At 60.4% G+C, this 12,101-nt stretch carries 17 protein-coding genes; 9 read left to right on the top strand and 8 right to left on the bottom strand.

What is annotated here, in order from left to right:
- Nucleotide 1 precedes the first annotated feature (1 nt).
- The 5 genes from MMF98_RS23225 to MMF98_RS23205 are packed head-to-tail and all read left to right on the top strand — an operon-like array spanning nucleotide 2 to nucleotide 3,828.
- Nucleotides 2-400: a RidA family protein gene (locus MMF98_RS23225; protein WP_243309736.1), complete on the top strand. Its 399-nt coding sequence runs from the start codon at nucleotides 2-4 to the stop codon at nucleotides 398-400.
- Nucleotides 397-1,119 (top strand): fumarylacetoacetate hydrolase family protein, encoded by a 723-nt coding sequence (locus MMF98_RS23220; protein ID WP_243309735.1) that lies wholly within the window; start codon nucleotides 397-399, stop codon nucleotides 1,117-1,119. The genes MMF98_RS23225 and MMF98_RS23220 overlap by 4 nt, the downstream gene beginning before the upstream one ends.
- Nucleotides 1,116-1,856, top strand: a complete 741-nt coding sequence (locus MMF98_RS23215; protein WP_243309734.1) for an RraA family protein — start codon at nucleotides 1,116-1,118, stop codon at nucleotides 1,854-1,856. Before MMF98_RS23220 ends, MMF98_RS23215 begins: the two co-directional genes overlap by 4 nt.
- Nucleotides 1,853-2,296, top strand: a complete 444-nt coding sequence (locus MMF98_RS23210) for a cupin domain-containing protein (RefSeq protein WP_243309733.1) — start codon at nucleotides 1,853-1,855, stop codon at nucleotides 2,294-2,296. Before MMF98_RS23215 ends, MMF98_RS23210 begins: the two co-directional genes overlap by 4 nt.
- A 2-nt stretch (nucleotides 2,297-2,298) precedes the next feature.
- Nucleotides 2,299-3,828 (top strand): aldehyde dehydrogenase family protein, encoded by a 1,530-nt coding sequence (locus tag MMF98_RS23205; RefSeq protein ID WP_243309732.1) that lies wholly within the window; start codon nucleotides 2,299-2,301, stop codon nucleotides 3,826-3,828.
- 371 nt (nucleotides 3,829-4,199) lie between these two features.
- On the opposite strand, the gene MMF98_RS23200 is transcribed toward MMF98_RS23205, so the two are convergent.
- From MMF98_RS23200 to MMF98_RS23180, 5 genes are read right to left on the bottom strand one after another with little or no spacing between them, the layout of a single operon-like run.
- Nucleotides 4,200-4,538, bottom strand: coding sequence for an ankyrin repeat domain-containing protein (locus tag MMF98_RS23200; RefSeq protein WP_243309731.1), 339 nt, complete (start codon nucleotides 4,536-4,538; stop codon nucleotides 4,200-4,202).
- A gap of 49 nt (nucleotides 4,539-4,587) precedes the next feature.
- Nucleotides 4,588-5,490 carry a HesA/MoeB/ThiF family protein gene (locus MMF98_RS23195; protein WP_243309730.1) on the bottom strand — a complete coding sequence of 301 codons (903 nt, stop codon included), beginning with the start codon at nucleotides 5,488-5,490 and terminating at the stop codon, nucleotides 4,588-4,590.
- Entirely contained in the window at nucleotides 5,477-5,995 is a 519-nt protein-coding gene (locus tag MMF98_RS23190; RefSeq protein WP_243309729.1) for a hypothetical protein, read from the bottom strand. The genes MMF98_RS23195 and MMF98_RS23190 overlap by 14 nt, the downstream gene beginning before the upstream one ends.
- A complete protein-coding gene (locus MMF98_RS23185) occupies nucleotides 5,992-6,321 on the bottom strand; it encodes a hypothetical protein (RefSeq protein ID WP_243309728.1) in 330 nt (109 codons plus the stop codon). Before MMF98_RS23185 ends, MMF98_RS23190 begins: the two co-directional genes overlap by 4 nt.
- Nucleotides 6,318-7,028, bottom strand: a complete 711-nt coding sequence (locus tag MMF98_RS23180) for a multiubiquitin domain-containing protein (protein WP_243309727.1) — start codon at nucleotides 7,026-7,028, stop codon at nucleotides 6,318-6,320. Before MMF98_RS23180 ends, MMF98_RS23185 begins: the two co-directional genes overlap by 4 nt.
- 210 nt (nucleotides 7,029-7,238) lie before the next feature.
- Between MMF98_RS23180 and MMF98_RS23175 the strand changes: the two genes are divergently transcribed.
- Genes MMF98_RS23175 through MMF98_RS23160 form a run of 4 tightly spaced genes read left to right on the top strand, consistent with a single transcriptional unit; the run spans nucleotide 7,239 to nucleotide 9,472 of the window.
- On the top strand, nucleotides 7,239-7,451 hold the full coding sequence (locus tag MMF98_RS23175) for a ribbon-helix-helix protein, CopG family (RefSeq protein ID WP_243309726.1): 213 nt from the start codon (nucleotides 7,239-7,241) through the stop codon (nucleotides 7,449-7,451).
- A 4-nt stretch (nucleotides 7,452-7,455) separates the two neighbouring features.
- Nucleotides 7,456-8,100 carry a hypothetical protein gene (locus tag MMF98_RS23170; RefSeq protein ID WP_243309725.1) on the top strand — a complete coding sequence of 215 codons (645 nt, stop codon included), beginning with the start codon at nucleotides 7,456-7,458 and terminating at the stop codon, nucleotides 8,098-8,100.
- The gene (locus tag MMF98_RS23165; protein WP_243309724.1) at nucleotides 8,097-8,567 is read left to right on the top strand and encodes a helix-turn-helix domain-containing protein; all 471 of its coding nucleotides are present in this window, start codon (nucleotides 8,097-8,099) and stop codon (nucleotides 8,565-8,567) included. The genes MMF98_RS23170 and MMF98_RS23165 overlap by 4 nt, the downstream gene beginning before the upstream one ends.
- A gap of 8 nt (nucleotides 8,568-8,575) precedes the next feature.
- Entirely contained in the window at nucleotides 8,576-9,472 is an 897-nt protein-coding gene (locus tag MMF98_RS23160; RefSeq protein ID WP_243309723.1) for an ImmA/IrrE family metallo-endopeptidase, read from the top strand.
- A gap of 2 nt (nucleotides 9,473-9,474) precedes the next feature.
- Here MMF98_RS23160 and dcd read toward each other — a convergent pair whose 3' ends face one another.
- The 3 genes from dcd to MMF98_RS23145 form a co-directional block, all read right to left on the bottom strand.
- Nucleotides 9,475-10,170, bottom strand: coding sequence for a dCTP deaminase (dcd, locus tag MMF98_RS23155; protein WP_243309722.1), 696 nt, complete (start codon nucleotides 10,168-10,170; stop codon nucleotides 9,475-9,477).
- On the bottom strand, nucleotides 10,151-11,230 hold the full coding sequence (locus tag MMF98_RS23150; RefSeq protein WP_243309721.1) for a hypothetical protein: 1,080 nt from the start codon (nucleotides 11,228-11,230) through the stop codon (nucleotides 10,151-10,153). The genes dcd and MMF98_RS23150 overlap by 20 nt, the downstream gene beginning before the upstream one ends.
- A 372-nt stretch (nucleotides 11,231-11,602) precedes the next feature.
- Complete coding sequence (locus MMF98_RS23145; RefSeq protein WP_243309720.1) at nucleotides 11,603-12,082, bottom strand: MerR family transcriptional regulator; 480 nt, start codon at nucleotides 12,080-12,082, stop codon at nucleotides 11,603-11,605.
- Nucleotides 12,083-12,101: the final 19 nt, after the last annotated feature.

The raw sequence follows: 12,101 nt of genomic DNA, 5'->3' as shown, positions 1-12,101 counted from the left end.
CATGACCATTCAACAAATCATTAGCCCCGAAGTGACCGAACCTGCACCAGGCATGTGGTCCAACTGCCTGAAAGTGGGGGACACCATCTATATCGCGGGCCTCACCGCTCGTGATAAGCAACTCAACGCCATCGGGAATGGCGAATACGAGCAAGCTCGCGTGATCTTCCAACGCATCGAATATCTTGTTCGCGCCGCGGGCGGGAGCATGGCCGATATCGTGAAGATCAACATCTACGTGACAGACATCGCGCACCGTGAACAGGTGTGGAAGGCCCGACGGGAGTTCTTCGAAGGAGCATTTCCGGTGGCGACGCTGGTCGAGGTCAGCGCGTTGGCTCCCGGAATTCTGGTCGAGATTGAGGCGACTGCCATGCTGGGCCAGGGAGGTCGGCCATGAGCGAGTACGTCGTTCCCCCCCCACCTCTAACGGCAGTCCCAATTGCGGGAGCCAAGGGCCTGTTCCCAGTCCGGCGCGTCTACTGCGTCGGCCGCAACTACGCGGATCATGCCATCGAAATGGGGGTGGATCCACGTCAAGAACCTCCGTTCTTCTTCTGCAAACCCGCCGACACGGTTGTATGGGCTGCAGCCGGTCCGGTGGATCTACCCTATCCGGATGCGACAAAGAATCTCCATCACGAGGTGGAACTGGTCGTAGCCATAGGTAAAGCAGGCCGCAACATCGAGGTCGACACAGCGGTTTCCCACATATGGGGCTACGCGATCGGCATCGACATGACGCGGCGTGACCTGCAGCAGGCGATGCGGCAGGGAGGGAAGCCGTGGGAGATCGGCAAGACTTTTGAGCGCTGTGCGCCGATCGGCCCCATTTTCCCTATCAGCGAAACGAGGGAGTTGACGCGGGGCCAAATTGCACTATCGGTCAATGGCCAACGGCGCCAGGCAAGTGATCTCTCCATGCTGATCTGGAGCACGCGGGAGATTATCGCGACCCTCTCACGCTACTTCACACTGGAGCCTGGTGACTTGATCTTTACCGGGACGCCCGAAGGCGTAGGTCCCGTCCAAGCCGGCGACGCGCTGTCCGCCACCGTTGAAGGGCTGGGAACGCTGGATATACGAATCTTGCCGGCGCTGAAGGAGGTGGTTGAATGACATTCGAGCTATCTCCGGCCACGCGCGCCAAGCTAGCGAAGGTCGGTAGCGCCAATGTGGCTAATGCGCTCCTGAGGCGAGGTTTTCGCAACGTCTACCTACTGGGAGTGCAGCCACTATCGATGGACCAGGGTCCCATGGTCGGGCCAGCCTACACGCTGCGCTTCATGCCCGCGCGGGAGGACATCGACACCATGGCGAACTATGGGCGCGAGGACAACCTGCATCGACGTGCGATTGAGGAATGCCCGACTGGCCATGTCCTGGTAATCGATACGGGGAACTGCTCAAGGGCAGCGGCGGCAGGCGACCTCATGGTGGCTCGCCTACGCCAGCGCGGCGTTGCTGGCGTGGTGACTGATGGTGGCTATCGCGACACACCGTCTATCCGGCACATCGGCTTGCCGGCTTATCAGCGCCAGTCGGCGCCGCCTGCCACACCCATCGCGCTGCATCCAGTTGAATTGAATGGCCCGATTGGTTGCGCCGGAGTCGCCGTCTACCCCGACGACGTAGTCCTTGGTGATGGTGAAGGCGTAGTCGTCATTCCCTGGGCGCTCGTCGAACCTATCGCCGACGAAGCTGTGGACGCGGTGGAGTACGAGGCCTTCGCAGAACTGCAGATTGCGCAAGGTCGATCGATCTTCGGACTATTTCCGGCGACTCCGGAAAGTCGCAAGGAATACGACGGCTGGGTCGCAGCCGGTCGGCCGATACACATGGAGAACGTCAAATGAACTCACCCACCGAAGCCAGCATGAAGACACTGGAACTGCTGATTCGCCAGCAGGACCTAGATCCGGAGAAATGGATCGATTTTCCCGATTACGGGTTTCGTCAGTACTTCCTGTGGAAGAACGCCGACACCGGGGCAAGCATCGCCATCCTCGAATACGAGAAAGGCGGCCGCATTCCGGTGAAGCACTCGCATGCGTCGAACCAGTTCATGTACTGCCTCGAGGGCAGGTACGAGTACACCGACAGTCAATTGACGCTGACACCCGGGACGTTCTACATGAATCCCAAGGACCATCCTCACGGTCCCACGCTGGCACACGAGCGCAGTGTACTCATCGAAATCTACGACGGCCCTCACTACCACGAAAAGCCGGTGTTCCATACCGACGAGAGCATCGGCGGCTTTCTTTCCAAACCGCAAACATCCATTGGGCAGTAATCATGTTCGATCAAAAAAAGGTCCTCGAGGAATTCGGCATCCAAGCCGTGAACGCCGGTGCCTGTACTGGCCCGGGCGGCTGGAGTCCGGTACAAGGACGTTCGACGTTTGACGCGGTCAATCCTTCCGACGAAACAGTGACGGCCAAGATCACCGGCGCCGTGGCGCAAGACTTCGAGGAGGTAATGTCGGTCGCGGTCGCCACACAGCGGCGCTGGCGCATGACGCCCGCTCCTCGCCGCGGAGAGCTGGTCGCCCGGATCGGCGCATTAGTGGAACGACACCTCGACAGTCTGGCCGCCATCGTGTCATTGGACACTGGTAAGTCGTTGATGGAAGCGAAGGGGGAAGTGCGCGAGGTTGTCGATATGGCTACCCTGGCGGCCGGCCAATCTCGCATGCTCTACGGCTTCACCCAGCAATCGCAGCGCTACAAGCACCGCATGTACGACCAATGGCTTCCACTGGGTGTGGCGGCCATCATCTCTGCTTACAACTTTCCAGCGGCAGTGTGGGCCCAGAACGGCTTCCTGGCAGCCATCGGCGGCAACACCGTTGTCTGGAAACCTAGCCCGAAGGTGCCTCTGACCGCACTGGCGATCCAGTACCTGTGCAACATTGCGATGAAGGAGATGAAGTGCGAAGGCGTGTTCACACTTCTCATCCCTGACGACAACCAGGTGGCCGAGAAGCTGCTGGCCGATGCCCGCGTGGCCCTTGTTTCGTTCACCGGCTCCAGCGCGGTGGGTCGCAAGGTCGCCAACATCGTCGGTAGCCAGTTGGGCCGGCGCTACATGCTCGAATGTTCCGGCAACAATGGATGCATCGTCGATGAGACGGCCGATCTCAAACTGGCTGCCCGCAGCATCACTTTCGGCGCCGTCGGAACGACTGGCCAGCGTTGCACGAGCACCCGACGCGTCATCGTTCACCGCTCGGTGGTGGACCAGCTTTTGGATCTGCTGAAGAGGTCGTTCGCTCAGATCAAGGTGGGCGACCCGCGCGAGCCTGACGCCGTCGTCGGTCCTCTGGTCGACCGAGCTGCTGTTGGTCACTTCGAGCAAGCGATGCTGGACGTTGTCAGCCAAGGCGGCAAGATCGCCTATGGCGGCAAGCGGATGGATCGGCCGGGCTACTACGTCGAGCCCACGCTGGTGACCGACGTGAAACCGGAATGGCGCTGCGTTCAGCACGAGACGTTCGCACCGATCGTGTACGTCATGCCCTATGACACGCTGGAGGAAGCCATCGCTATCCACAACGGTGTGCCGCAGGGCCTGGCATCGGGGATCCACAGCACGAATCTGGGCAACATCGAACTCTTCCTGTCGGCCCAGGGCAGCGATTGCGGCATTGCCAAGGTGAACATGGGCACTACCGGCGCGGACATCGGAGCGGCATTCGGGGGCGAGAAAGAAACCGGTGGAGGTCGCACCGCGGGCTCGGATGCCTGGAAGGGCTACATGCGTCGCCAAAGTGTATGCGTGAACTGGGGCGGGGAATCGCCCTGGGATTCGCGCGTCGAACTGTAGTCAAAAGCGAGAAAGAGGACTTTGGTGTGACCCTTACAGTTCGTCGCGCCATTGCGATCCCAATGGGCCTGTAGCCTCCAGAGGATGACCGTGCTGATACAGCTGAGCCACCACTGAGTCCATGAACCGCAGTATGAGCAATAGATTCACACGAACGTGCTCAGCGCATCGATCCGGAAGGAGCGACGATGGTGCCCACCCAAGGTTTGATCAAAAGGGGACCCTGATCAATGCTCGGTAAGCGTCCGGCGGACCACGCAGCGATGAACCGGCCGCGCCGCTCCTGACAGCGCCGTAGCCGACTCATCGCGGAGACTGTGCTGAGTACCGGCCCCGCGCTCCTTGGGCGTCTGACCAGCGTGCATCAACGGCTACCCTAAAGGGTTCTCCTGCATCGAGCGCTCAAGGGCCTTCGCGCTCGTTTCCCATCCTTCCCGGATGGCGTATTGCAAGGGCGTTTCTCCATCGTCGCTGAGAGCGTGGGGATTCGCGCCGGCTTCGATTAGCGCGGCGATGTTGTCCGCCGAATACTCGACGCAGACGGCACGGTGCAGGACCGTGAGACCACCACAGCGGCGATCCATCTGCTCGGGAAACTCGCGGATGAACGCGCGGAGGATAGACGGCGAGCGCGATCGAACGGCATTCTCAAAGGCGGCACTCACATCCGGTGCACCAGGTTTCCACGGCAAGGCGATCAGGCTCCGCAAGGTCCCGTGAGCCGAATTGGGGAATACCGGGGCCGCACCGTCAGCCTCGTCAGCGGCCCGTGAAGAATGCTACGACTGAGCGCCACCAGCTAGGCGCCACCTCATCGGCCAGGACGGATGTCTCCACTTGTGGCTTCACGGGTGCGGGCGGCGTGCGGATATCGAAGCGCGGCTCCCCGGCCTCGTGGGCCAGGTAGTGGCTGCAAGGTCGGTTGGCGATCGCCGCCAGGCGCATGCTGGGCGACACCGTGTGCTTGTTGCCGTCATACTCCAGGTAAGCAGCCGCCATCGGCTTGTCGTGCCAGGGGCACACCAACTGGGTGAACAGGCCCACGGCGGTGGAGGCCAGCACGCCGTTCGGCCAGACGACCTGAGGCTTGCCGCCGGCCGCGCCATAGCGACGGGCCTCGGTCGCTAGCGCGGCCTCGGTGACCACGCCCATGCAGCGCAGGCACGGCCCACCCGGCAGGGTCAGCACCACCTGGCCCGCGATCAGGAAGCGGTCGCCAAGCTTGTGCACGTCCATTCCCATGTCGATGTAGGGGATCAGGAAGCGCTTGCCGAAGCGATCGGCCTCGTCCTTCGCGATCACGGAGTCCAGGCCGCCGATGAGCACGTCGCAGTGCTTCAGCTCGCCGGCGACCTCCTGCCAGGGCTTTGCATGCGCGGAGATGCGGGCGTTCGGCAGCACGCGGCGGATGGCGCGCTCGGCGATCCGGATCTTGAGTTCCTTCGCGTCGATGTCAGCGCGCGTGCCGCCGACCAGGCGGTTCAGGTTGGTCTCGTCGATGATGTCGAGATCGGCGATGACGTAGCCGCCCACGCCCAGGTGCGCCAACTGCTGCACGACGTGCGAGCCGCCGCCGCCCAGGCCCAGGATGCCCACGGTGACGCTCGCAAGGTCCTGCTCGCTAGTAGGCCCGAGAAAACTCTGCCGGTCATGCTGGCTCATGTGCTGCTCCAAACTTGATCAGGGGTGCGCCGACTTGCTGGAACCCGTCCACATGGCGGGGTCGGTCCTTGGGCCCGGTCCACAGCAGACAGCGTGCCGAGTCGTTGCTCAGGACCACGATGCCGTGCGGCATCTGCGGCAGGGCATTGAAGAAGCCCGGCACGAAGTCCCGGGCGCTGTTCAGGTCGACCGCGGAAAACTCCGGCCGGCCCCGCCCGCCATGGGTGTGGATGTGCAGGATCGCGGACTTGTGCTGGTAGGCCGCCTGGAGGACTTTGCGCATGGCATTCGATCCGATCCGGGCGCCCACGCTGCTGCTGCGCTCGTAGTCTTCGTCGACGACGGGCTGGTAGTCCCGACACAGCAACACGAGGTCGCCGTCACCGGTCCAGCGTGCGCCGGCGGTCAGGAAACCGACCCGCTCGAAAGCGAATGGGTGCCTGCGGTGCAGGTCGGCACGGATGGCGCTCAAGAGCGGGCCTGCGATCTTGATGTGCGTCTTCATAGAAATGCCCGCAGGTGGTTGGCCAGGATCTGCACCCAGGGCAGGTGGGCCTTAACGCCCTGCCACGAGCATGCCCACCAGGTTTCCCCGCAGACAGTGTGAACGGCCCAGTTCAAGCCCTTGGGCTCGGCGATCTTGCGATCGACAAACAAGCGCGTGTCGTAGTTGTCCTTGGCGTGGGGATGCAGAAGTAGGTTCACTTGCACCGGCCCGCCTGCGGCCTGGAGCGTGACGCCGGGGATGAAGGCCACCTCGCGGCCGCCCTCCGACCAGCATTCGGCCGCGGGGTAGATCGCCTTCAAGGCGTTGAACTGCGCGCTGCTCATGACGACTGCCCGCAGGGCGCGTAGCTCACGAACTTCATGCCGTTTTTCAGGCGCAGCTTCTGGCCCGGCTTCAGTTCGTCGAAAGAGCCGTCCGCGGCGATCAAGGCCAGCACGTAACCCTCTTCCACCTTGAACTCATTGCGCAGTTGTTCGGTGGCGTAGACCCCCTTGGGCAACTTGTGCTCGACCTCCCCGTAGTAAACGGTCACCAGCTTCGCACCATGCTTCGTCTTGAAGCGCTCGGTCCCGCCGCCCGTGAGATCGATCACGTCGTCGTCATCCAGCGTCCGGTCAGGCGCGCTCTCCAGCTCCTGCACAACGTCGAAGCTGTCGTCCTTGCCGACCAGCCTGCGCAGGGTGTCGGCAGTGACGCTGGGTCGCACCCACTCGAACTTCAGACCATCCAGGATGAAGCGGTAGGTGGCGTCACCCACCATCACGAAGAAGCGCTCTGCACCGGCCGGCGCCAGGTTGACCAGTTCTTCCGGCCGGATCTCCTCCAGTGCGCCACTCGCCAGCTGTTGCAGGACGATGACCTCGTCTGTGGAGTTGTACCCCGCGGCTTCAGCGATCTGCCTGCCGGTGACCTTGATGTCGTCGATGGTCGCCTCACGGCTCTGAAAGTTCTCGTCGAGCAGGACGATGCGACCGCGCGCGCCACGCTCGTCGTCGTGGTCGGACTTCTTGTCATTCACTACTGCGTTCATTTTCCAAATCCATTTCACATCATGGGATACAGGGTGTAGCTACCTGCTGAGCCGTGATTATTTTCTAAGTTGAAACTAATCAGTGACTGCATATTAAATGAGTATAAAATGAATGTCAAATGGCCAGATACAGGTTATTTTCAGTGGGCTGAATGTTGACAAAATATGGATTTCCTAACATAATGGGTGCCCCGCAACCAGGAGCACCACATGACCACATCCGCGAAGAAAACCCTCACGCTCGTCCTATCCGACGCCGAGATGGAAGTCCTCGATGCGCTATCGACGGAGCGGTCTTTGTCAAAAACAGCCGTGCTGCGCCAGGCGCTGCGGCTTTATCAGACCGTGGATGTGCGCCAACAACGTGGCGAAAAACTGTTTTTTGAGAACGGCAAAGAAAAGGCGGAGCTCATGCTCCTGTGAACCTATGACCCAGCTTTGGAACCGGCAATCTCAGCTTTTTGAGCCTGCAGAACTTTCCGACCGCATCCAAGCGGCGGACGTGAAGTGCTTTCAGGATCATTGGCTTCCGCCCATGCAGGCGAAGCTCAATGAACTGAAACTCGCCGGCCAGTACAACAGGCAAACTGTGAGCCAGTGGAACCTCGAAGACGCCCACTGGGAATGGCCAGCCAAGTTCCAAAGCCGCGCCGGCCAGCTGCAATGGGCTTCATATGCCCTGAGATGCAGTGGCATGACTCAAGGTTTGATGTTCATCAACCTGGTCTATCGCTGCCGACTTCCGAGTCAATTCAACCAGCACATGCTGTATGTCGACCTTGTGTCCACTGCACCATGGAACCGTCCCAGGTTCACGCCCAACCCCTTGTATGGTGGCGTGGGCATCGTTCTAGTTACCGAAGCCATCATCCGCAGCGAGGACGAAGGCTTCGACGGTCGCGTGGGCCTGCATTCACTGCCCGGCGCGGAAACCCTCTACCGTGACAAGTTGGGCATGGACTGCCTCGGTCCGGACCCTGCTTACAGCGGGCTACTCTATTTCGAACTGACACCTCAGCGCGCAGCGGAACTGCTGGCGCTTCGGACTTCCAAGACTGGAGGTACTCTATGACCACAAGAAATCGCCCGGACCGGCAGTGGTACGCGCGAATGATTCGGGAAACGCTGGATGATGATTTCGTCATTGGACCAGCCCCTTTCTCTGCCTCGAAGACTGAGGCCACCGAACCACCATTGACCGTGGCCTTTGGCATGCTCGTACGACTGGCGCGTCGCTCCAAGAAGCTGACCGTCGAACAACTTGCGGAGAAACTGTCCGTTGATGCTGCCGAAATTCAGCAGATAGAGCACGATCCTGCCTATCACGCTCGGCCTAGAACGATCTCCAACATCGCGCGCTTTTTTGATCTGCCGCTGACTGAGCTGATGAAGTTGGCTGGCGCAGCTGTGTCCAACGATGACGTGTTTCGGACCAAGGCACTGAAGTTTGCCGCGCACTCTGACGACATGTCCATCCTCACAGACGAAGAGCAGAACATGTTGCGCAGCTTTATTCGCTTTTTGCGAGAAAAACCTTAGGAGATCACTTGCGGGAACTCGTTGGTCAGCGTGAACAAAAGGAAATCGACCAGTTGGTCGACAAAATCTTGCGTGACCTCGGACGGCCCGAGCCGCCCCTGGACCTGCGAATGGTCCGGGAGCTGCTTCGCCTCGATCGCAAATACTATTCGTCTGCGGACATTGGTCCATTGGCGGAATTTGCCCACCGAATCAAGGTCGCCGGCAAGCGACTGGCGGAGGATCCGCTGCTGATCCTGGACGTGGTGAAGAAGGCCAAGCTAAGCGGCCTCTGGTTGCCGGACGACCGAAAGATTTTCATCGACAGCGAGGTTCCCCCGTTGAAGCACCGGTGGATCGAGGCGCACGAAGTTGCCCACAGCTTCGTGCCCTGGCATTCCGAGTTTCTGCTGGGCGACAACGAAGTCACTCTGAATCCGACATGCCATGAGACCATCGAGGCAGAAGCCAATTTCGGCGCAGGACGACTGCTCTTTTTTGGTCCGCAGTTCAGCACAGAGTCAAAGGATTTTTCCCAATCGTTCAAGAGTGTTGAGACTCTCAAAGCCCGCTTCGGCAACACGCTCACCTCGACTTTCTGGCGGTTTGTGGAGGATCGCGACCCAGCTCAGGCGACCTTCGGCCTGATTAGTGCACATCCCCATCATGCCGACATCGGCCCGACCGCGGATGGCACTGGCATTCACCACTTCATCACGTCACTTGGCTTCAGGCAGATGTTTCCCGGCGTCACCGCAAGCCAGGCCTATTCATTGATTCAGCGGAACACGTCCTGGAAGCGCAGAGGACCTGTGGTGGGCGGCAACGACTCGTTGATCGACCTACGCGGCGAGAAACGGGTCATCGCGCTTGACGGCTTCTGTAACACGCACCAAGTCCTCACGATGGGCTGGCTTGCAAGCTGATCTCACGGCGCCGGCGGTTGGTCCTCGGGAATGACTTCCGCTGACGGGGGCGGGGTGAACCCACCATCCCCCACGTCTTGGTAGAAGGTGTCCGCAAGCCGAGCAAGCACTGCCAAATCCTTGTCGCGCTCGGCGCGCGAGACTACCGGCCTAATGCTCCCAAAATACTTTCTGGTAGCTCCCTCCCGGACATAGCTCACCTGGTTCTGGATCGCGAAGAACTTTGCTTGGCAGATGCAACTGCCCACAACCAGTTCAACAGGCGTGTTGCCATGATTGAAAAGCTCAAGAGGTACGCACCCCCTCCATCCTGGCTGCAGCGAAGTGCTCACGCCAATCCCGAGGCGGGCGTAACTGCTCCGCACCGAAATGTCGGTGTAAATGTTCGACGGCAGCGACAGGTATTCAACTGTCGTGGCGAGCACCAGCTGGTGGGGGTAGAGAACGAACCGCTCGCCCAGCGTTCGGCGGGTCTCTTGAAAATAGGTCTGGATACCCCGAAACTTCGATTCAGGTGTCGGTCGCAGCTCGACCGCCGGACTTCGAGTCAGAACCGACACCAGGAAGTCGTACCCCAGACGCAGGTCCACTGTGACTTGGCCCACCTGGTCTGGGCGCAACAGCGGATCAAGGTGGATGCTTTCGGCGTCGGTGCTGGACAAAGACGCCACGAGCTCTTCATGAGTCAACAGCCGCATTCCACGCCTCCCGTATCATTCGATTGCGAATCGCCTTCTCTATCAAGTCGTTCGCAACGTCGACGCGATCATCCGGCGCGATATGCGCCCAGTGACTCGACCCGCTCTGCCACTGCGTCATCAGGAAGTCCCAGCCGGATTCGAAAAGGCCGAACAACTGCCGATCCGACTCAACCTGAAAGGGTCGCACGTCGCCCGTCGACGGTTCCAGGTCTACCGTGTCGAACATCTTTTCAAGCTTGGGCAGCCCGCGCGCAGCAAGCGTCTTCTGGAACATGTCGATGATGGGGTTCGACCGCCCCTCATAGAAATCATCCAGCAGCGCAAACCGAGCGCTTGAACTGGGGTGTGTGTGGGCCACTTCCGCGTCAGGGCAGAACTGCTCCAGGAATCCCTTAGTTGCCTTGCCTACATAGGCCGCAGAAAACAAGTCCGCGAAGTACTCCTGCCGGTGTCGCTTGACGACTCCATCCCAGATTCGCTTTTCGCCCGCACTGAGCGAGGAAACATCGGCCGGCGGCGTGAGTCCCGGCAGTGCGGGCCCAGACTCCGGTGGGAACTGCAGAAGCGATGCCACGACAATGTCGCGAGCGCTGTCCACGAAGTGCCCCAGTTCGTGGAACAGCGGTATGCAAAAGAGCGGTTTGTGTCTGTAGATATAGGGCAACGCGATTTGAACCGGACGACCCTTGATGACGATGCCAAGCTCAGCTTCCATCGCTCGAAAGAACGATTCCTGGCCACCCTGAAAGAAGAAGCTCGACTCCTGCACGATGGCAGTGGTCACCAGCAAGGGGCTGGACGTCCAGCCGCGGGCCGCCCTCTCGATCGCGTACACGACCTCGTACGGCACCTGCTTCGTCGTGCTGCCGGTCAAGAATTGGGTCAGCTCCCATATGTTCTCGAGGGCCAGCCTGGCAACCTCTTCGTTCAGGGTTGCCGGTGTCGCGCTGATCCGACTGATCAGCTCACGGGTGACCCTCCGCAAGTCACTGATGTAGTTGTCGAGCTCGAGAGAAAAGTACGGCGTCTCCGCAAGCCTGTCCAGCTGCAGAAGCAAGAGGCGAAAGTTTGATCTAAGCAGCAATTGGAGCGAACGCGTTCAGCAGTTGACGAGCGACGGCCGGAGGTATGGAATCCAAGCTTCGGAGTTCCTCTAGCCGTTGCCTCAACAGTGCGTTGCCCCGAAGACATAGTGCAAGTTCAATTGCTTCGGGAGGTGCGTGTGCACCGATGGTCGACGGGTCCGCCGCGATCTCACATGCGGCGCGCAGCACCGTCAGCGTATGCTGACGAAGAGGCTCGCCCACTTCGGGCGCTGCTTCAAGAGCTCTCAGCACCGCCTGAAACAGCCCAATCGGACTGTCGCGCCTGGAAGTTGCCGCAAGCATGTTTCGTCCCTTGCCCTTTCTCGACCATCGAGGGTCGCTCGTTACGCGACTTTGCGCGCTCGTCCGACGCCAGCCTTCTGCGACTTCAAAATACCGTCGGCCACTTCATTGCGAATCGGCGCGAGTTCAACGACAAATGCGAACGCGAACTGGCCGTCCATCGCACGCTCCAGCGTCTCGCCCTTGCGCCTGATGTACAGGTCCCGCCCATCGGTGACGACGTGGCTGCCGGGCAGCGAAGTCAGTGTGATCTCGGGATGGAGCTTACGCAAGCGTTGCATTGCCTTCTTCAAACGCAGCACCGACACGCCCGCCGCGGACAGCTTGGCCACCAAGCGTAGCGCGACGACATCGCCGAATGAGTATGCCCGCGGCGAGCCGTGCCCCCGCGAGGGCAAAATGCTTGGAACGACGACTTTCTCCCGGCAGAGGTAATTCAGCATCGCGCGCGAAATGCCGGCAAGGGCAGCGGCCCGCGTAGCCGAAAAGGAATCTGCAATCGTGTCGTCGCGCGAGCTCATAAATATAGTTTAACGCTAA

The sequence above is a fragment of the Variovorax terrae genome (genome assembly GCF_022809125.1).
In the GTDB taxonomy this organism is placed as follows: Bacteria; Pseudomonadota; Gammaproteobacteria; order Burkholderiales; family Burkholderiaceae_C; genus Variovorax_A; species Variovorax_A terrae.
Note: the sequence above shows the minus strand (reverse complement) of the source record. Positions and strands in the feature narration are given on the sequence as shown.

Bases quoted from the DNA above. Each gene is read 5' to 3' on its own strand.
- MMF98_RS23205 (WP_243309732.1), top strand. From the start codon at position 2,299: ATGTTCGATCAAAAAAAGGTCCTCGAGGAATTCGGCATCCAAGCCGTG.
- MMF98_RS23170 (WP_243309725.1), top strand. From the start codon at position 7,456: ATGACCCAGCTTTGGAACCGGCAATCTCAGCTTTTTGAGCCTGCAGAA.
- MMF98_RS23220 (WP_243309735.1), top strand. From the start codon at position 397: ATGAGCGAGTACGTCGTTCCCCCCCCACCTCTAACGGCAGTCCCAATT.
- MMF98_RS23210 (WP_243309733.1), top strand. From the start codon at position 1,853: ATGAACTCACCCACCGAAGCCAGCATGAAGACACTGGAACTGCTGATT.
- MMF98_RS23215 (WP_243309734.1), top strand. From the start codon at position 1,116: ATGACATTCGAGCTATCTCCGGCCACGCGCGCCAAGCTAGCGAAGGTC.
- MMF98_RS23195 (WP_243309730.1), bottom strand. From the start codon at position 5,490: ATGAGCCAGCATGACCGGCAGAGTTTTCTCGGGCCTACTAGCGAGCAG.
- MMF98_RS23145 (WP_243309720.1), bottom strand. From the start codon at position 12,082: ATGAGCTCGCGCGACGACACGATTGCAGATTCCTTTTCGGCTACGCGG.
- MMF98_RS23190 (WP_243309729.1), bottom strand. From the start codon at position 5,995: ATGAAGACGCACATCAAGATCGCAGGCCCGCTCTTGAGCGCCATCCGT.
- MMF98_RS23165 (WP_243309724.1), top strand. From the start codon at position 8,097: ATGACCACAAGAAATCGCCCGGACCGGCAGTGGTACGCGCGAATGATT.
- MMF98_RS23225 (WP_243309736.1), top strand. From the start codon at position 2: ATGACCATTCAACAAATCATTAGCCCCGAAGTGACCGAACCTGCACCA.
- dcd (WP_243309722.1), bottom strand. From the start codon at position 10,170: ATGCGGCTGTTGACTCATGAAGAGCTCGTGGCGTCTTTGTCCAGCACC.
- MMF98_RS23180 (WP_243309727.1), bottom strand. From the start codon at position 7,028: ATGAACGCAGTAGTGAATGACAAGAAGTCCGACCACGACGACGAGCGT.
- MMF98_RS23175 (WP_243309726.1), top strand. From the start codon at position 7,239: ATGACCACATCCGCGAAGAAAACCCTCACGCTCGTCCTATCCGACGCC.
- MMF98_RS23185 (WP_243309728.1), bottom strand. From the start codon at position 6,321: ATGAGCAGCGCGCAGTTCAACGCCTTGAAGGCGATCTACCCCGCGGCC.